This is a genomic window from Dyella telluris (assembly GCF_014297575.1).
GTDB classification, from domain to species: domain Bacteria; phylum Pseudomonadota; class Gammaproteobacteria; order Xanthomonadales; family Rhodanobacteraceae; genus Dyella; species Dyella telluris.
Map to the genome: position 1 here is coordinate 4,973,929 of NZ_CP060412.1, position 17,101 is coordinate 4,991,029.

At 63.3% G+C, this 17,101-nt stretch carries 14 protein-coding genes and 3 tRNA genes; 6 read left to right on the forward strand and 11 right to left on the reverse strand.

Features of this window, described 5'->3' with window-relative positions; genetic code table 11:
* Positions 1-4: 4 nt before the first annotated feature.
* Positions 5-820, reverse strand: coding sequence for a posphoenolpyruvate synthetase regulatory kinase/phosphorylase PpsR (ppsR, locus tag H8F01_RS21625; RefSeq protein WP_187057053.1), 816 nt, complete (start codon positions 818-820; stop codon positions 5-7).
* Between the two features lie 235 nt (positions 821-1,055).
* On the opposite strand from ppsR, the gene ppsA reads away from it, so the two are divergent.
* Positions 1,056-3,428: a phosphoenolpyruvate synthase gene (gene ppsA / locus H8F01_RS21630; RefSeq protein WP_187057054.1), complete on the forward strand. Its 2,373-nt coding sequence runs from the start codon at positions 1,056-1,058 to the stop codon at positions 3,426-3,428.
* A 126-nt stretch (positions 3,429-3,554) separates the two neighbouring features.
* Here the strand turns inward: ppsA and H8F01_RS21635 are convergent, their stop codons facing one another.
* Positions 3,555-3,980, reverse strand: a complete 426-nt coding sequence (locus H8F01_RS21635) for a nuclear transport factor 2 family protein (RefSeq protein ID WP_187057055.1) — start codon at positions 3,978-3,980, stop codon at positions 3,555-3,557.
* Positions 3,981-4,122: 142 nt separating this feature from the next.
* On the opposite strand from H8F01_RS21635, the gene lepB reads away from it, so the two are divergent.
* The 3 genes from lepB to H8F01_RS21650 all read left to right on the forward strand — a co-directional run bounded on the left by lepB (position 4,123) and on the right by H8F01_RS21650 (position 6,014).
* A complete protein-coding gene (lepB, locus tag H8F01_RS21640) occupies positions 4,123-4,797 on the forward strand; it encodes a signal peptidase I (protein ID WP_187057056.1) in 675 nt (224 codons plus the stop codon).
* Positions 4,798-4,896: 99 nt separating this feature from the next.
* Positions 4,897-4,986 (forward strand) — tRNA-Ser (locus tag H8F01_RS21645).
* Between the two features lie 326 nt (positions 4,987-5,312).
* Positions 5,313-6,014 (forward strand): PP2C family protein-serine/threonine phosphatase, encoded by a 702-nt coding sequence (locus tag H8F01_RS21650; RefSeq protein WP_187057057.1) that lies wholly within the window; start codon positions 5,313-5,315, stop codon positions 6,012-6,014.
* 15 nt (positions 6,015-6,029) lie between these two features.
* On the opposite strand, the gene dnaQ is transcribed toward H8F01_RS21650, so the two are convergent.
* The 3 genes from dnaQ to H8F01_RS21665 are packed head-to-tail and all read right to left on the reverse strand — an operon-like array spanning position 6,030 to position 7,899.
* Entirely contained in the window at positions 6,030-6,752 is a 723-nt protein-coding gene (gene dnaQ, locus H8F01_RS21655) for a DNA polymerase III subunit epsilon (protein ID WP_187057058.1), read from the reverse strand.
* A complete protein-coding gene (gene rnhA, locus H8F01_RS21660; protein ID WP_187057059.1) occupies positions 6,749-7,192 on the reverse strand; it encodes a ribonuclease HI in 444 nt (147 codons plus the stop codon). Before rnhA ends, dnaQ begins: the two co-directional genes overlap by 4 nt.
* A gap of 23 nt (positions 7,193-7,215) precedes the next feature.
* Positions 7,216-7,899 (reverse strand): class I SAM-dependent methyltransferase, encoded by a 684-nt coding sequence (locus tag H8F01_RS21665; protein WP_187057060.1) that lies wholly within the window; start codon positions 7,897-7,899, stop codon positions 7,216-7,218.
* A gap of 225 nt (positions 7,900-8,124) precedes the next feature.
* On the opposite strand from H8F01_RS21665, the gene gloB reads away from it, so the two are divergent.
* Complete coding sequence (gene gloB / locus H8F01_RS21670) at positions 8,125-8,889, forward strand: hydroxyacylglutathione hydrolase (RefSeq protein ID WP_187057061.1); 765 nt, start codon at positions 8,125-8,127, stop codon at positions 8,887-8,889.
* Positions 8,886-10,127 carry a LysM peptidoglycan-binding domain-containing protein gene (locus H8F01_RS21675; protein WP_338017292.1) on the forward strand — a complete coding sequence of 414 codons (1,242 nt, stop codon included), beginning with the start codon at positions 8,886-8,888 and terminating at the stop codon, positions 10,125-10,127. The genes gloB and H8F01_RS21675 overlap by 4 nt, the downstream gene beginning before the upstream one ends.
* 137 nt (positions 10,128-10,264) lie before the next feature.
* On the opposite strand, the gene H8F01_RS21680 is transcribed toward H8F01_RS21675, so the two are convergent.
* From H8F01_RS21680 to clpX, 6 genes are all read right to left on the reverse strand, one after another.
* Positions 10,265-12,169 (reverse strand): SurA N-terminal domain-containing protein, encoded by a 1,905-nt coding sequence (locus H8F01_RS21680; RefSeq protein WP_187057062.1) that lies wholly within the window; start codon positions 12,167-12,169, stop codon positions 10,265-10,267.
* Between the two features lie 87 nt (positions 12,170-12,256).
* Positions 12,257-12,333 (reverse strand) — tRNA-Asp (locus tag H8F01_RS21685).
* A 9-nt stretch (positions 12,334-12,342) separates the two neighbouring features.
* A tRNA-Val gene (locus tag H8F01_RS21690) sits at positions 12,343-12,417 on the reverse strand.
* Positions 12,418-12,437: 20 nt separating this feature from the next.
* Entirely contained in the window at positions 12,438-12,710 is a 273-nt protein-coding gene (locus tag H8F01_RS21695; protein ID WP_019465590.1) for an HU family DNA-binding protein, read from the reverse strand.
* 325 nt (positions 12,711-13,035) lie between these two features.
* Positions 13,036-15,555, reverse strand: coding sequence for an endopeptidase La (lon, locus tag H8F01_RS21700; protein ID WP_187057063.1), 2,520 nt, complete (start codon positions 15,553-15,555; stop codon positions 13,036-13,038).
* A gap of 175 nt (positions 15,556-15,730) precedes the next feature.
* Positions 15,731-17,026 carry an ATP-dependent Clp protease ATP-binding subunit ClpX gene (gene clpX / locus H8F01_RS21705; RefSeq protein ID WP_109125826.1) on the reverse strand — a complete coding sequence of 432 codons (1,296 nt, stop codon included), beginning with the start codon at positions 17,024-17,026 and terminating at the stop codon, positions 15,731-15,733.
* Between the last annotated feature and the right edge of the window lie 75 nt (positions 17,027-17,101).

A 17,101-nucleotide genomic window follows, 5' to 3' on the forward strand; every position in this document is an offset into this window, starting at 1 on the left:
TCCTTTAGAACATGGTCCGCTCGATACCGAAGCGGTCGAAGATCTTGCTGGCAATCTCCTCGATGGAGACGTGGGTGGTATTGAGGTTGGGGATGCTTTCACGCCGCATCAGCTTCTCGGCCTGCGCCAACTCCCAACGGCACTGCTCCAGCGTGGCATAACGACTGCCGGCGCGCCGCTGTTCGCGGATCTGCGCCAGCCGTTGCGGATCAATAGTGAGACCGAACAGCCGATCCTTGTAGGGGCGCAGTCGCGCCGGCAATTCGAGTTTGTCCAGGTCGTCGTCGGTCAGGGGGTAATTGGCGGCGCTCACCCCGTAATGCAAGGCCATGTAGAGGCAGGTGGGCGTTTTGCCGGATCGGGATACACCCACCAGGATCAGGTCCGCCTGCGCGTAATCCACGTCGATGCCGTCGTCATGGGAAAGCGCGTAGTTGGTGGCATTGATGCGAGCCTCGTACTTGTCGAAGTCCACTAGGCCATGGGAGCGGTTCACCGCCCCTGAACGCTTGGCGCCCAACTCCTCTTCCAGCGGACCGATGAAGGGCGCAAACACGTCTAGCATCAGGGCCCCGCTCTCGGCCACGATCTCGCACAGGTCGCGCGAGGCCATGGTGTTCACCACGATCGGCCGCTCGCCGGTCTGCGCATACCGGGTCTTGATGCGCAATGCGGCAGCCTCGGCCTTCTGGGCATCATCGATGAAGGGCAAGCGGTGCTTGTCGAACTGCACCCCCTCGAACTGGGCCAGGATACTGTTCCCGATCGTCTCGGCGGTAATACCAGTGGAATCGGAGATATAGAAGACGGTTCTTTGCATGGCTAATCCACAGTCCCTGATGGCTCTTGAGCAACACCTTAGCGCAACGTGAAAAGCCTGTCTTTGCTTGACTCACAGCTGACTGGTATGCAGCTGGCGCGGGTTTTGGGCCGAATGGTCTTCTTGTGCTCCGCACCATCGACAGCAGACAATACCAGTTCTTTGTAGCCCGATTTCCTGACGAAACCGGGACAAGCAGATTTCTTAAATCCTAAGAGCTCTCGAGGAGACTCCCTTGAACGATCTGGTGCTTTGGCTCGACACGCTGCGCATGACCGACCTGGGCAAGGTGGGCGGCAAGAATGCGTCGCTGGGCGAGATGATCGGCAATCTCGCCAAACTCGGCGTGTCCGTGCCCGGTGGTTTTGCGACCACCGCTGATGCGTTCCAGCAGTACCTCGACAAGAGCGGCGTGGCCAAGCGTATCCAGGAGCGCCTGGCGACCCTGGACGTGGACGACGTGATGGCCCTGACCGCCGCCGGCAAGGAAATCCGCGAGTGGGTCACCGAAACCCCGCTGCCGGCCGACCTGGACAACGCCATCCGCGACGCCTACGCCAAGCTCTGCAAGGATGCCGGCGCCGAGAACATCGCCGTGGCCGTGCGCTCCTCGGCGACCGCCGAAGACCTGCCGGATGCCTCCTTCGCCGGCCAGCAGGAAACCTTCCTCAACGTGGTCGGCATCGAGGACGTACTGCACAAGGTGAAGGAAGTCTTCGCCTCGCTGTACAACGACCGCGCCATCGCCTACCGCGTGCACCAGGGCTTCAAGCACGAGGACGTGTTCCTCTCCGCCGGCGTGCAGCTGATGGTGCGCTCCGACGTGGGCGCCTCCGGCGTGCTGTTCACGCTGGACACCGAGTCGGGCTTCCGCGACGTAGTGTTCGTCACCGGCTCCTACGGCCTGGGCGAAATGGTTGTGCAGGGCGCGGTGAACCCCGATGAGTTCTACGTGTTCAAGCCCACGCTGAAAGCCGGCAAGCCGGCCGTGCTGCGTCGCAGCCTTGGCGCCAAGCAGCAGCGCATGGTCTATTCCAGCGCCCCCGGCGAACGCGTGAAGATCGAGGAAACCCCGGCCGAGCTGCGCAACACGTTCTGCATCACCGACGCGGACGTGGAGGAGCTCTCCAGGCAGGCGCTGATCATCGAGCAGCACTACGGTCGCCCGATGGACGTGGAATGGGCGAAGGATGGCAACACCGGCAAGCTGTACATCGTGCAGGCCCGCCCGGAGACCGTGAAATCGCGCGCGCACGCCACCCAGCTTGAGCGCTTCCACCTCAACGAGAAGGGCAATGTGCTGGCCGAGGGTCGCGCCATCGGCCAGAAGATCGGCTCCGGCAAAGCCCGCGTGATCCGCTCGCTGGCCGACATGAACAAGGTGCAGCCGGGCGACGTGCTGATCGCCGACATGACCGACCCCGATTGGGAGCCGGTGATGAAGCGCGCCGCCGCCATCGTCACCAACCGCGGCGGCCGCACCTGCCATGCCGCCATCATCGCTCGCGAGCTGGGCGTGCCGGCCGTGGTCGGCACGGGCAATGCGCTGAACACCATTCCGGACGGCGCGGAAGTCACCGTGTCCTGCGCGGAAGGCGACACCGGCACCATTTACGAAGGCCTGCTGAAGTTCGACCGCGTAACGGCCGACCTGGGCGACATGCCCGAGGCGCCGCTCAAGATCATGATGAACGTGGCCAACCCGGAGCGTGCCTTCGACTTCGGCATGCTGCCGAACGCCGGCATCGGCCTGGCCCGCCTGGAAATGATCATCGCCAGCCACATCGGCGTGCACCCCAAGGCGTTGTTGGAATACGCCAAGCAGGATGCCCAGACCAAGGCGAAGATCGACGAGCGGATGGCCGGCTATGCCGACCCGGTGTCGTTCTACGTAGATCGCCTGGCCGAAGGCATCGCCACCATCGCCGCCTCGGTGTACCCCAAGCCGGTGATCGTGCGCCTGTCCGACTTCAAGTCGAATGAATACGCCGGCCTCATCGGCGGTTCGCGCTACGAGCCGCATGAAGAGAACCCGATGATCGGCTACCGCGGCGCCAGTCGTTACGTCGACCCGGGCTTCGCCGAGTCGTTCTCGCTGGAGTGCAAGGCGGTGAAGCGCGTACGCGAAGTGATGGGCCTGGACAACGTGTGGGTGATGATTCCGTTCGTGCGCACGCTGGGCGAAGGCCGCAAGGTCATCGAAGTACTGGGCAAGAACGGCCTCAAGCAGGGCGAGCATGACCTGAAGGTCATCATGATGTGCGAAGTGCCGTCCAACGCGCTGCTCGCCGATGAGTTCCTGGAGATCTTCGACGGCTTCTCCATCGGCTCCAACGATCTGACCCAGCTCACCCTGGGCCTTGATCGCGATTCCAGCATCGTCGCCAACCTCTTCGACGAGCGCGACCCGGCAGTGAAGAAGCTGCTGGCACTGGCCATCAAGACCGCTCGCGAAAAGGGCAAGTACGTCGGCATTTGCGGCCAGGGCCCATCCGACCATCCGGACCTTGCCGAATGGCTGATGGATCAGGGCATCGAGTCGGTGTCGCTCAACCCAGACACGGTGGTCGACACCTGGCTGCGTTTGGCCAAGCGCAAGGCCGCCTGATTTTTTCGGCCGAAAGAAGGGTCAAAGGGCGGTGGCAACACCGCCCTTTTTTGTGCGCGCATGCGGTGGCAACACCGCCCTTTTCCCGGATGCCGTGGTCATACCGCACTTGCATGACATCCATCCTCAGCGCGAACAGGGACGACCCGCCGTATCGAAGGTACTGTCATCGGACACAATCTGGCCCTGCCGTACGACCAGAAACGTCGAGATCGGCAGGTGCAGCGGCGAAACGCCTGCCGCACTGCGTGCAACAAAGCGCATGGCGACCTGGCCATCCTGCACCACCATGCTCTCCACCTCGTCCCGTATATCCGGGAATGCCAAGAAGAGCCGACGATAAGTCCGGGCTACCTCTGCCCTCCCCGCTCGTTGCGCACAGAAGTCCGACGAAGAGAGCGTCGCGTTTTCCGCATAAAGCCTCGCCATGGCATCGGCGTCGTGGCGATTAAAGGCGTCGAACATGGCCAGCACCACCGAACGGGGCGAAGCCGGTGTATCGACCGGTGAAGTCACCGAAACGGCTAACAGCAGGGTGTAGGCGGCTTTCATGCGGGTCTCCAGGGAAATGACGGCAGCGCCAGTCTCTGGCCGCTGCTCCCGCCGCGCGTGCCCCGCCTTGCTCTTTTCAGCCCACCCGAAACTTTGCGGCATTGACCGTGTCCATCTGGAAACGGATCACGGGAGAACGTCCATGCGACACCTGACACGGCTGTTGGCAGACAACAAGGGCTTCCTCACCTTCATGCTCTGCATGTTCATGTTCCGCAGCGCGGTCGCGGACTGGAACGTCGTACCGACCGGCTCCATGCAACCCACCATCGACATTGGCGACCGCATCGTCGTCGACAAGGCGGCCTATGACCTCCGCCTGCCCTTCACCCACGTCTCGCTGGTGCATCGCGCCGATCCTCAGCGAGGCGACATCGTGGTGCTGGATTCCAGCGCCGCCGGCGAGCGCCTGGTCAAGCGCGTCATAGGGATCCCGGGCGATCAGATCGCACTGATCCAGAACCACCTGTATGTAAATGGCAAGGCTGCGGATTACCGCCCCATCCAGGTCACCGGCATCCGCGACGATCGAGAAGACCCTGCCCTCTACGCCATCGAAGACGTTGGCGGGACACACCATGCCGTGCGCTGGTCACTCGCCGCCAAGGGCCACACTCGCGACTTCGGCCCCGTGACAGTCCCCGCCCACCAGTACCTGCTGCTCGGCGACAACCGCGACAACAGCGCGGACTCACGCTATTTCGGGTTCTTTCCCCGGAGCGAGATCACAGGCCGCGCGACCCGGGTCGCCATGTCGCTAGACCCGGCCAACCACTACCTGCCCCGTGGAAACCGCTGGGGCGCCGCCCTGCGCTAGCCTTTCGACAAAACAGCAAGAAAAATCACACCACCCCATTGCCAGCATGGCCTGCACCACATAGAATTACCGGCTCGCGTGGACCACACGCACATCTTTGGAGAGGTGGCAGAGTGGTCGAATGTACCTGACTCGAAATCAGGCGTACGTGTAAGCGTACCGTGGGTTCGAATCCCACCCTCTCCGCCAGAAAAGCAAAACGCCCCCTCGTGGGGCGTTTTGCTTTTCTGGCGGTGATGGCTGGGTGAGAACCCACCCGGGTTCGACAAATTCGTCGGGAACGAATTTGGACAGCCGCAGGCTGGCCCCGTAGCGCGCAAGCGCGAAGGGGTCAGGTCCATGGATGGACCTGACAATCCCACCCGTCACCCACGCCACTGCCCTCGTTTTCCCGAGCTTTTGCCCGGAACCAACGCCACACAAGCCCGGGCAAAACACCGTCCGCCTCAGATCCTTCTTTACGCATTCATCCCCTATCCGTCATGCTCGCATCGCATCGCCACACCAGGCACCCCATGATCGAGTTTGGACACGGAACCCACGTCGGCTTGCGCCGCACGCGCAACGAAGACACCTACTACGCCGACGCTTCGCTTGGCCTCTTTCTCGTGGCCGACGGCATGGGTGGCCATCAGCATGGCGAGGTGGCATCCGCCCTGGTGCGTGACGCCGTCGCCGACCTGGTCACCCGCGGCCACAGCCTGGTGGAAGCCGTGCGCGCGGCGGACGAACGATTGATCCAGCACAGCCGAAGCTTCAAGGATGCGCGCCCGATGGGTACCACCATCGCCGCCCTGCGCCTGCATGCGGACAGCTACGAAGTGGTGTGGGTGGGCGACAGTCGCGTCTACCTCTGGCAGAAGTCACTGCGCCAGGTCAGTCACGATCATTCACTGGTGCAGGAACTGGTAGAGGCGGGAACGCTGGACCCTGCGCAGGCTGCACGCCATCCGCATCGCAACGTGATTACCCAGGCACTGGGGATTACGGCCGCCGAACAGCTGCACATCGGCATGGCGCGCGGCAAGCTGGAACACGGCATGTCGTTCCTGCTCTGCAGCGACGGACTCACCGAAGAAGTGGGCGATGCCGCCATTGCGACCATCGTGTCGCGTCAGGACTTGTCCGCCCAGGAGAGCGTGGAGCACCTGCTGCTCGCCGCGCTCGATGGCGGCGGCAGCGACAACGTGACGACCATCCTCGCCCGCATCAACTGACGCGGGCTGCAAGCCTCAGTGAACGGCAGGTGCGTCCTCGCGCCGCCACACCGACGTTCCACCCGCACTCTTGTCCAGTGAATCCAGTCGCTTCTCGTGAGCGGCCGATTCATCGGCATCGGCGCGCAGCACACGCGGCCGGCGATCAAGCACCATCGGCCCCAGTGCCACGGCAGCACCCTGCTCCTGCGCACCCTCGAAGCCAAGATCAAGCACGACCTGGCCAGAGGTCATGGCGATATACACATCCGCCAGCAGCTGCGCGTCGATCAGGCCGCCGTGCAGGTCGCGCGCGGAATTGTCGACACCCAGGCGCTTGCAGAGCGCATCGAGGCTGTTGCGCTGGCCGGGATAGCGCTCGCGCGCCATCACCAGCGTATCGAGCACGCTGCAACGGTCTTCCAGGCGCCCGAACGATTCGCCCAGTCGCGCCAGTTCACCGTTGATGAAGCCCACGTCGAACGTGGCGTTGTGAATGATCACTTCCGCGCCATCGATGAAGGCGAGGAACTCATCCACCACATCCGGGAAACGCGGCTTGTCGAGCAGGAACTCGTCTTCGATACCCGTGACCTGCCGCGCGCCTTCGTCAATGGCGCGATCGGGGTTGAGGTACGTCTGGTAATAGCGCCCGGTGGGACGACGCTCGATCATCTCCACGCAGGCGATTTCGATCAGCCGATGGCCCTGGCGGACTTCGAGACCCGTGGTCTCGGTATCGAGCACGATCTGCCTCATGCCTTGCTCCTGAATTTCTCTGCCTCTTCGCGCGCCGCGACATCCACGCGCTCGTTCTCCACGTGACCGTTATGACCACGCACCCAATGCCAGCGCACCTGATGCGCCTGCGTCGCGTTGGACAACCGCTCCCACAGATCCTGGTTCTTCACCGGTTTCTTGTCGGCGGTTTTCCAGCCGTTGGCGCGCCACTTGGGTACCCACTGCTCGATGCCCTGCATCACGTACTTCGAGTCGGTGGTCAACGCCACCTTGCACGGACGCGTGAGCGCTTCGAGCGCCGCAATGGCGGCCATCAGCTCCATGCGATTATTGGTGGTGTCCGGCTCACCACCTGAGAGCATGCGCTCCGATCCTTTCGCGCGCAGCAGTGCGGCCCAGCCGCCAGGCCCCGGATTGCCGAGGCACGCGCCATCGGTAAAAGCTTCCACTTCAGTCATTGTCACCATCGATACGTGAGGAATCAGGATGCCACGTTGCGTCGGGCACCCGGTGCCAGGCCCACGTTGACCGTGGCCGGCAAGGCTTTGGGTTTAAGTCGGATGGGGGCCGCCATGCGTCGCCGCTTGCGCGCAATCAACAGGTAGCCGCCACCGAAAGCGCTGGATGCATCGATGCCTGTGTGGCGACCCGGCCAGGACCGCCCCACCCGCTCGATGCGTTCGATATCCAGTTCGTGGCGCCGCACCCAGCGCTCCAGCAGCAGGGGTGAATGCATCGTGGGCGAATGGCCGCGCGTGCGCCACATCATCCAGGGCAGCCAGGCGCTGAACGGATGCAGCCCAGTCAGCGCCAGCACACCGCCCGGCGCCAGCACGCGCGAGGCCTCCTCCAGCATCTCCTGGGGCGTGCCGGATACTTCGAGCGCATGGCGCAGCAGCACCAGGTCGAAGGCGTCATCGATGAACGGCAGTGATTCGTCCAGACGAGCCTTCACGTCCCCGCCGTAGCGCTGGTCCGCCACGCTCAGGCGAGTCCAGTTGCCCAGCAGCGGGAGAACGGGGGGCATATCGTCCACGGCCGCGCTGACCAGCAGTGCATGAGGGCCGCTGCAGCGCTGCAGACCCGGTGCCAGGGCAGCTGTTTCCGCGGCCAGCAGGCTGCGCAGAGGGGCGCTGCTGTAGATGTCTTGGTCACGCTGAGACATGAAGGGCCAGCCGGTCGTCGCAATGCTGACAGTGTAACGGCAGCCCGCCGACAACGTGCTCTGGTCGACAGAGAAAGGTGGGCCGACACCTCAAGTCTGAATACCCCTACATCTTGTTAACGTCTCAATAACGAGCGAGGCCCGACAGGGCTTTATAGTCGGCCACTTCGCGCAGGCCTGGGAGGGGCCTGCGCCAGTCGATACGAAACCCCGGAGGACGACTCCTTGCACGTCGTACCGTTACCGGCGCTTGCCGACAACTACATCTGGCTGCTCCATGACGATGCCGGCAACGCCATCGTGGTCGACCCGGGCGATGCCGCGCCGGTCGAGGCCGCACTGACTCAGCGACACCTGCAATTGCGGGCCATCCTGCTGACGCACCACCACAACGATCACATTGGCGGGGTGAACGCCCTGCTGTCGAAGCGTGAAGTACCGGTTTATGCCCCTCATGACGCACGCATCGCCACGGCCACGCAGCGCGTGAGCGATGGCGATGTCGTGGCACTCAACCTGCCGGCCGCTCGCTTCGACGTCATCGCCGTGCCCGGGCACACGACCACGCACATTGCCTATACCGGCGAGGGCGTGCTTTTGTGTGGTGACACGCTTTTCAGCATGGGCTGTGGACGCCTTTTCGAGGGCACGCCCGCGCAGATGCTGGCCTCGCTCGACCGGCTGGCCTCACTGCCCGGCAATACGCTGGTTTGCTGCGCACACGAGTACACCGCGGCCAACGGGCGCTTCGCGCAAACGATCGAACCGGACAACGCCTCGCTTTCGGCACGCCGACAGGAAGTCGATGCCTTGCGCGCGCACCACAAACCCAGCCTGCCGGTGGCGCTTTTCATTGAGCAGGCGACCAATCCCTTCCTGCGCACCGACAGCGATGCCGTCATCGCATGGGGACAGCGCCAGGGCGTGGAGGATGATCGCGTTGCACGCTTCGCTGCCTTGCGGGCCAGCAAGGACGTATTCACCGGATGAAAGCCGCCCGACGCCTGCGCCCCCTGCCCCTCGCCACGTCGGTGTTCCTGGCCGCGTGCGCCTCTGGCCCGGCACAGAAACCCATACAGACACCGACACCCGTGCCGGTGCAGCAGAAAGAAGTCTCGGTGCACCCGGCCGCGCACCCGGATCTGTCATCCGTCGGCGCCAACAGCGCTGATGACGGCAACCTCTGGCAGAACCTTCGCAGCAGCTTCGCCATGGCCGACTGCGACGCCGACCCGAACATCAACGCCTGGGCGCATCGCTACACCAGCAATCCGGATCGCTTCGAAAGCCAGATCGCAGCCGCCGCACCTCGACTTGCCTACGTCCAACAGATCGCCGCCCGCCACAACGTGGCCGGCGAGTTCGCACTTCTTCCGTGGGTCGAGAGCCAGTACCGACCTGTTTCGGGCGGCAAGGGCAGGCCAGCGGGCATGTGGCAGATCATGCCGCAGACCGCGAACGCCATGGGCATCCGGGTCGACAACAACTTCGACGGACGTCTTGATGTTCCCGCGGCCACCGACGCCATCATGGCCTTGCTCAGTCGATATCACGACGACCTGGGTGACTGGCGACTGGTGGACTATGCCTTCAACGCGGGCGAGTTTGGCATCAAGCGCATCGTCAGCCAGCACGGCGAGCCTGCCGCCGAACCGGTGATTCCCAAGATGCCGGTGAAGCCGGTGACGCGCGAGCACCTGGTCAAGCTGCTGGCCATTGCCTGCGTCATCCGCAATCCCGATCGCTTCAATGTGAGCCTGCCCACGTTGCCTTCGGAGCAGCACCTGGTAACGGTGAACATCGACAACTCCATGCCGATCGCCCGCGCTGCAAGCCATGCTGGCATGTCGACGGATGAGCTGAAGGACATCAACGCCGCGTTCCGGAACGGCATGGTCGATAGCAATGCCTCCCCTTACCTGCTGCTCCCGCGCAGCAAGGTCCAGCAGTTCCGCAACTCACTGCTGTCGGAGAGCAATAACGGTGGCGCGCAGAACATGCCGGGCACGCCCACCCTGCCGCCACTCGGCGCAGCCCTGGGCGCTGCCAGCGGCGATGACGACGACAGCAGCACCGCGAAACAAACGCACACGGTGAAGTCCGGTGAAAGCCTGTGGTCCATCGCCCGTCGCTACTCGGTGGACATCAAGCAGCTGGAAAAGTGGAACCACCTGCAGGGCCCCGGCGTGAAGCCTGGCCAGATCCTCAAGGTCAGCGCTCCCGGATAAGTCAGCGGGATGCGCAAAGGCGCCGATCGCCTGACGACTCCAGCAACACCCAGATCCAGCAGCAAACAGCCATCACCGGACAAACAAAAAAGGGCGGCCAGCGGCCGCCCTTTTCATATCGCGTCGAGACGCGTGCATTACATGCGATCCGGGGCCACCTTGACCTCAACTTTGGCCTTCAGCGCGTCGATGAAACCCTGGGTGGCGAGGATCCCGTAAGCCTGGGCCATCTGGCCGCGCAGCGTGGTGCGCTGCTCAGCGGTCACCTTGCTCAGGTCGCCGTCCTGCACCTTGTCCACGGCCACCAGTGCGTAGCTGCCGTTCTGCAGGGCAACGCGTGCAAACTCTGCCTTGCCGGCAACCGGGTGCGGCAGCAGGAACGCCTGCTCCAGCACTTCCGGGGCCACGCCCTGCTGCATGCGAACCGCATCGGCCACCGTCTGCACGGAAGCACCCGCGGAAGCCGCCACGGCCGGCATGTCGTCGCCCTTCTGCAGGCGAGCCAGCAGTGCATCGGCCCGCTTCTGCTCTTCCGCCGCGGCGCGCTCGTCCAGGATCTTCTGGCGAACCTGATCCTTCACCTCGGCCAGCGGACGCGCTGCCGACGGCAGGTGCTTGTCAACGCGCACCACCACGGCGTGATTCGTGCCCAGATCGATCAGGCCCGAATTGTTGCCCTGCACGAGCACGTCGTCCGAGAAAGCGGCCTGCACCAGCTTCGGATTGGCCGCCAGGCCGGTACCACCCTTGCGGGAGAACAGCTCGGTGGTCTGCACCGGCAACTTGAGCGCCTCGGCCGCCGGCTCGAGCGACGACGGGTTCTGGTAGGTCTGGTCGGTGAGCTTGCCGGCAAGTTCGCTGTACTGGCGATCACGCTCGGTGGAGAGGTAATCCTTGGCGATCTGGTCGCGCACTTCGGCGAACGGCTTCGCGTCACCGCTGCGCACATCACGCAGCCACACCACGTGATAACCCTCGTCCGACAGCACGGGCTTGGAGATCTGGCCCTTCTGCAGCGAGAACAGCGCGGAGTCGAACGCGGCGTTGGTCACACCCTTCTCGAGCCAGCCCAGGTCACCGCCGGAGCGCTTGGAACCCAGGTCGTCCGAATCCTGTGCGGCGAGCTTGGCGAAATTCTCCGGCGTGGCTTCGGCGGCGATCTTCTCGGCCTTGGCGAGCGCAGCCTTCTGCTGGTCCGGCGTGGCGTTCTTCGGCACGTTCACCAGGATGTGCGACACCAGGCGCTGCTCGGGCTGCACGAAGCGCTGCTTCTGCTCTTCGTAGCGCTTCTTCAGGTCGTCTTCGCTGGGCTGCACGTCGCTCTTCAGGTCGGCGCCGTTGACTTCGATGTACTTCAGCGAGACCTGTTCCGGGCTCATGAAATCGGCCTGATGCGCCTTGTAGAAGGCGTCAAGCTGGGCGTCGGTGACTTCGGTATCCGCCAGGGTCGGGCGCGGCACCGCGAACCAGCGCAGGTCGCGACGCTGGTAAAGCAGGCCAAGGTAACGATCCATGTCGGCGTCGGTGACGATCGTGCTGGCGATGATCGCGCGCGGCAGCAGGCCGGGCTCAAGCGACGTGCGCTGGCTGCCCTCGAACATCGCCGGCGTCATGTTCTGCGCGGCAAGGATGGCGCGGTACGTCGCGGGGTCGAACTGGCCGTTGACCTGGAACGCCTGTTCGCTGGAAATGCGGTCGCGCAGCTCGGCGCTGGACACCTTCATGCCAAGCGTGTCGTTCGCCTGCCGGAGCAGCTGTGCATTGATCAGCTGATCGAGCACCTGGCGCTTGGTCTCGGCGCTTTCAAACGAGGCCGCATCGAACTGGTCACCCATGCGCGCCATGGCGTCGCGGCGGGCATTGTTCATGGCGTCCTGGAAATCGCGCTGGCTGATCTCGTGCTTGCCGACCATGGCCACGTAGGTATCGGTACGCGACGCGAAATACGACTCGATGCCGAAGAACGAGATAGCGAAGACGCAAATGCCCAGAATGACGATCGAAGGCCATCCGTGAAGCTTGGTACGCAGTGCCTGCAGCATGGAGAAGTTCCCGGCTCTCGTTGTTCGGCGCACCATGTGCGCAGTGCTTAAAAAACAAGGGCGCCACACGGGCGCCCTTGCGAACTGTGGCGGAGCGGACGGGACTCGAACCCGCGACCTCCGGCGTGACAGGCCAGCATTCTAACCGACTGAACTACCGCTCCACATATTTCTGGTGGGTGCTGTAGGGATCGAACCTACGACCCTCGCCTTGTAAGGGCGACGCTCTACCGCTGAGCTAAGCACCCGAAACTAAGCAAGTAGCCGCTTAGTTTAGGGCATCCTTGAGGGTCTTGCCAGCCTTGAATGCCGGAACCTTCGAGGCCTTGATCTTGATCGTCTCGTTGGTGCGCGGATTGCGACCGGTACGAGCCGCGCGCTTGCGCACGGTGAAGGTGCCAAAGCCGACCACCGACACGTCATCACCCTTCTTCAGCGCCTTCTGCACGGTCTCGAAGAACGCTTCGAGAGCACGGCCGGCGTCAGCCTTGGTGAGTTCGGCCTTCTCGGCAATGGCATTGATCAGATCGGTTTTATTCATTGAGACACTCCCTTAAACGGTTATGCAGCCCGCGTGGTCATTCTGGGACCAGGCGACGTCACCTCATGACTGGGCACCGGGACATCACCAAGCAACCCCGCATCACTGCGCACCTTGCTTGGCGTCAGGCTGCGGTGTCGCCTTTATACCAGTGGCCCCAAGGGTCCGCAATGACAAGCAATACCAAGGGTTCGCACGGTTCAGCATGCTTTTCGAACGCTTGCAAAGTACGTGCTGAGACGCTATGCGATCAGGACTTTTCTGATGTTATGCGGACACGAAAACGGGCGGTCGCCCGCCCGTTTTCGGTGATACCCATCACGGATCAGTGAGGCCGCGTATGCGGCTCCTTGTCCTTCGCGTCCTCGATCGGCGCCTCCACCTTCGGCTTGTCGCCGTCGGCAGCCTGACGCGGCTGCAGCGGGCGCTCCAGCACGATGTCCAGCACCTCGTCGATCCAGCGCACCGGATGGATGTCCAGCGAGGCGGTGATGTTCTCCGGAATGTCGGCAAGATCCTTCTTGTTTTCGTCCGGGATGATCACCGTGGTAATGCCACCGCGATGAGCCGCCAGCAGCTTCTCCTTGAGACCACCAATCGGAAGTACCCGACCTCGCAGGGTGATCTCACCCGTCATGGCCACCTCCGAGCGCACCGGCACCTTGGTCAGTGCCGACACCAGTGCCGTGCACATCGCGATGCCTGCACTGGGACCGTCCTTCGGCGTGGCGCCCTCGGGCACATGGATATGGATGTCGTACTTCTCGTGGAAATCAGGCTCGATACCCAGGCGATCGGCGCGCGCACGCACCACGGACAAGGCCGCCTGGATCGATTCCTTCATCACGTCGCCGAGCTGGCCGGTATGCACCAGTCGACCCTTGCCCGGCACCACGGAGGCCTCGATGCTGAGCAGGTCGCCGCCGACCTGGGTCCACGCCAGGCCGGTCACCAGACCCACTTCGTTCTGCAGTTCCTTGCGGCCGAAGTCGAAGCGGCGAACGCCCAGGTAATGCTCCAGGTTCTCCGAATTCACCAGCACGCGGCCCGGCGCCTTCGTCTTGGTTTTGGCCGTCTTTACGGCCGCCACGGACTTCTTGGCGCCAGCCTTGGCGGGCGCGGACTTCTTCACCTGGCCAAGCGTGAGCTCCTTCACGACCTTGCGGCAGATCTTGGAGATCTCGCGCTCGAGGTTGCGCACACCCGACTCGCGCGTGTAGTAACGCACGATATCGCGCACCGCCTCTTCGTCCACGCTCAGCTCCTCGGGCTTCAGGCCATTGGCCTTCAGCTGCTTGGGCAGCAGGTACTTCTGGGCGATACCGAGCTTTTCGTCCTCGGTGTAACCGGGGATACGAATGACTTCCATGCGGTCCAGCAGCGGACCGGGGATGTTCAACGAGTTCGCCGTGGCAATCCACATCACCTCGGACAGGTCCAGGTCGACCTCAAGGTAGTGATCGTTGAACGCATGGTTCTGCTCAGGGTCGAGCACTTCCAGCAGCGCCGATGACGGGTCGCCGCGGAAATCCATCGACATCTTGTCGATCTCGTCCAGCACGAACAGCGGGTTCTTCGACGCCACCTTGTTCAGGTTCTGCACGATGCGACCCGGCATGGAACCGATGTAGGTGCGGCGATGACCACGGATCTCGGCCTCGTCACGCACACCACCCAGGCTCATGCGGACAAACTTGCGGTTGGTTGCCTTGGCGATGGACTGGCCCAGCGAGGTCTTGCCCACGCCCGGCGGACCAACGAGGCACAGGATGGGGCCGCGCATGGTGTTCACGCGCTGCTGCACCGCGAGGTATTCGAGGATGCGCTCCTTGACCTTCTCCAGGCCAAAGTGATCGGCATCCAGCACTTCCTGCGCGAGCTGGAGATCCTTGCGGACCTTGCTCTTCTTTTTCCACGGCACGCCGACCAGCCAGTCGAGATAGTTGCGCACGACGGTCGCCTCGGCTGACATCGGCGACATCTGGCGAAGCTTGCCGAATTCCTGGCGCGCCTTGGCGAGCACGGGCTTGGGCATGCCGGCGGCTTCGATCTTCTTCTGCAGGTCTTCAATTTCGTTCGGGCCATCCTCGCCCTCGCCGAGCTCCTTCTGGATGGCCTTCATCTGCTCGTTGAGGTAGTACTCGCGCTGGCTCTTCTCCATCTGCGACTTCACGCGGCCGCGGATGCGCTTTTCCACCTGCTGCAGATCCATCTCGCCATCGACCAGCCCGATCAGCAGCTCAAGTCGCTGACCGACATCGGCCGTCTCCAGCACCTTCTGTTTTTCAGCCATGCGCACGGACAAATGCGCGGCAATGGAGTCCGCAACGCGCGAGGGATCATCAATGCCCGACAGCGTCGCCAGAACTTCCGGCGGCAACTTGCGGCTCTGCTTGACCAACTGCTCGAACAGCGACACCAGCGTGCGCGACACCACGTCGAGCTCGCGCTCCTTGGTGGAGTACACCGGCTCGATGACGCGCGAAGTGGCCGTCAACATGCCGCCTTCTTCGTCGTAATTCTCGATCTGCACGCGCGACTGGCCCTCGACCAGCACCTTCACGGTGCCGTCGGGCAACTTCAGCAACTGCAACACGCCAGCCAGCGTGCCGATCTCGTGCAGATCGCTGATCTTGGGGTCATCAATATCCGGGCTTTTCTGGGCGACCAGCAGGATCTGGCGCTCGCCCTCCATCGCGCGCTCCAGCGCACGCATGGACTTGTCGCGGCCGACGAACAGCGGGATGACCATATGGGGATAAACCACCACGTCACGCAGCGGCAGCACGGGAAGGGCTTCCAGTGCAGCTCCGGTGGTCTGGGGGTTGGGGGCGGTCTTTGCCATCGAAGAGAATCTCTCGTGATGAAATACGTCTTTGCAACCGACACTGCGCCGGGGGCATCTGTACGTCAAGTGGTGTCTGGCGGCCCTGCACTCAAGTGCATGAACTGGCGGACAAACAAAATGGCCCCGGCATTTCTGCCGGGGCCATTCAAGTCACTCAGGGTGCTTGAGCTGCTCAGGCGGCGTCTCCGCCCTCGCCTGCCGCACGCGGCTGCTTGAGGTTGCCGCGGTAAATCAGGTACGGCTCGGCCTGGCCTTCGATGACGGCATCGTCCACCACCACCTTGCTGACGTGCTCCAGCGACGGCAGCTCGTACATGGTGTCCAGCAGCACCTGCTCGAGAATGGTGCGCAGGCCACGGGCGCCGGTCTTGCGCTTCAGTGCCTTGCGGGCGATGGCCTGCAGGGCTTCCGGGCGGAATTCCAGCTCCACGCCTTCCATTTCGAACAGCTTCTTGAACTGCTTGGTGACAGCGTTCTTCGGCTCGGTGAGGATTTTCACCAGCGCCGGTTCGTCCAGCTCATCGAGCGTGGCCACCACCGGCAGACGACCGACGAACTCCGGAATCAGGCCGTAACGCACCAGATCCGACGGCTCGACATCGGCCAGCAGTTTGCCCAGGTTTTCCTTGCGCTCCTTGCTGCGGACCTCGGCGGAGAAGCCGATGCCCACGGTTTCGGAACGCTGCTGGATCACCTTCTCCAGGCCGGCGAATGCACCGCCGCAGATGAACAGGATGTTCTTGGTGTCCACCTGCAGGAATTCCTGCTGCGGATGCTTGCGGCCACCCTGCGGCGGCACCGAGGCCAGCGTGCCCTCGATCAGCTTCAGCAGCGCCTGCTGCACGCCTTCACCGGACACGTCGCGGGTGATCGACGGGTTCTCGCTCTTGCGCGAGATCTTGTCGATTTCGTCGATGTAGACGATGCCCGACTGCGCCTTGTCGACGTCGTAGTCGCACTTCTGCAGCAGCTTCTGGATGATGTTTTCCACGTCCTCGCCCACGTAGCCGGCTTCGGTCAGCGTGGTGGCATCGGCGATGGTGAACGGCACATTGAGCAGGCGGGCCAGCGTTTCGGCCAGCAGCGTCTTGCCCGAACCGGTCGGACCGATCAGGAGGATATTGGACTTGCCCAGCTCGACTTCATCGCTCTTCTGACGCGACTCCATGCGCTTGTAGTGGTTGTACACGGCCACGGCGAGCGCCTTCTTGGCGCGGGTCTGGCCGACCACGTACTGGTCGAGCGTTTCCATGATCTCGCGCGGCTTGGGCAGCTGGCTGCGCCCGGAGGCGGCCTTTTCCTCAAGCTCTTCGCGGATGATGTCGTTGCACAGCTCTACGCACTCGTCGCAAATGAACACGGACGGACCCGCGATCAGCTTGCGCACTTCATGCTGACTCTTGCCGCAGAAGGAGCAGTAGAGAATCTTGCCGCTGTCGTTGGAACGGCCCTGCCGGTCGTCGCTCATGCCTGGATCCTGCTAGTAAATCGATTGCGGTTTGAGAATAGCACAGCGTTCCGCGTCTGAAGCCAGACGCGGAAC

What these genes read in the sequence shown, in the direction of transcription:
- rnhA (WP_187057059.1), bottom strand. Translation starts at nt 7,192, where the DNA reads ATGACTGAAGTGGAAGCTTTTACCGATGGCGCGTGCCTCGGCAATCCG.
- H8F01_RS21675 (WP_338017292.1), top strand. Translation starts at nt 8,886, where the DNA reads ATGAAAGCCGCCCGACGCCTGCGCCCCCTGCCCCTCGCCACGTCGGTG.
- H8F01_RS21635 (WP_187057055.1), bottom strand. Translation starts at nt 3,980, where the DNA reads ATGAAAGCCGCCTACACCCTGCTGTTAGCCGTTTCGGTGACTTCACCG.
- H8F01_RS21665 (WP_187057060.1), bottom strand. Translation starts at nt 7,899, where the DNA reads ATGTCTCAGCGTGACCAAGACATCTACAGCAGCGCCCCTCTGCGCAGC.
- H8F01_RS21680 (WP_187057062.1), bottom strand. Translation starts at nt 12,169, where the DNA reads ATGCTGCAGGCACTGCGTACCAAGCTTCACGGATGGCCTTCGATCGTC.
- clpX (WP_109125826.1), bottom strand. Translation starts at nt 17,026, where the DNA reads ATGAGCGACGACCGGCAGGGCCGTTCCAACGACAGCGGCAAGATTCTC.
- H8F01_RS21650 (WP_187057057.1), top strand. Translation starts at nt 5,313, where the DNA reads ATGATCGAGTTTGGACACGGAACCCACGTCGGCTTGCGCCGCACGCGC.
- ppsR (WP_187057053.1), bottom strand. Translation starts at nt 820, where the DNA reads ATGCAAAGAACCGTCTTCTATATCTCCGATTCCACTGGTATTACCGCC.
- lon (WP_187057063.1), bottom strand. Translation starts at nt 15,555, where the DNA reads ATGGCAAAGACCGCCCCCAACCCCCAGACCACCGGAGCTGCACTGGAA.
- dnaQ (WP_187057058.1), bottom strand. Translation starts at nt 6,752, where the DNA reads ATGAGGCAGATCGTGCTCGATACCGAGACCACGGGTCTCGAAGTCCGC.
- H8F01_RS21695 (WP_019465590.1), bottom strand. Translation starts at nt 12,710, where the DNA reads ATGAATAAAACCGATCTGATCAATGCCATTGCCGAGAAGGCCGAACTC.
- lepB (WP_187057056.1), top strand. Translation starts at nt 4,123, where the DNA reads ATGCGACACCTGACACGGCTGTTGGCAGACAACAAGGGCTTCCTCACC.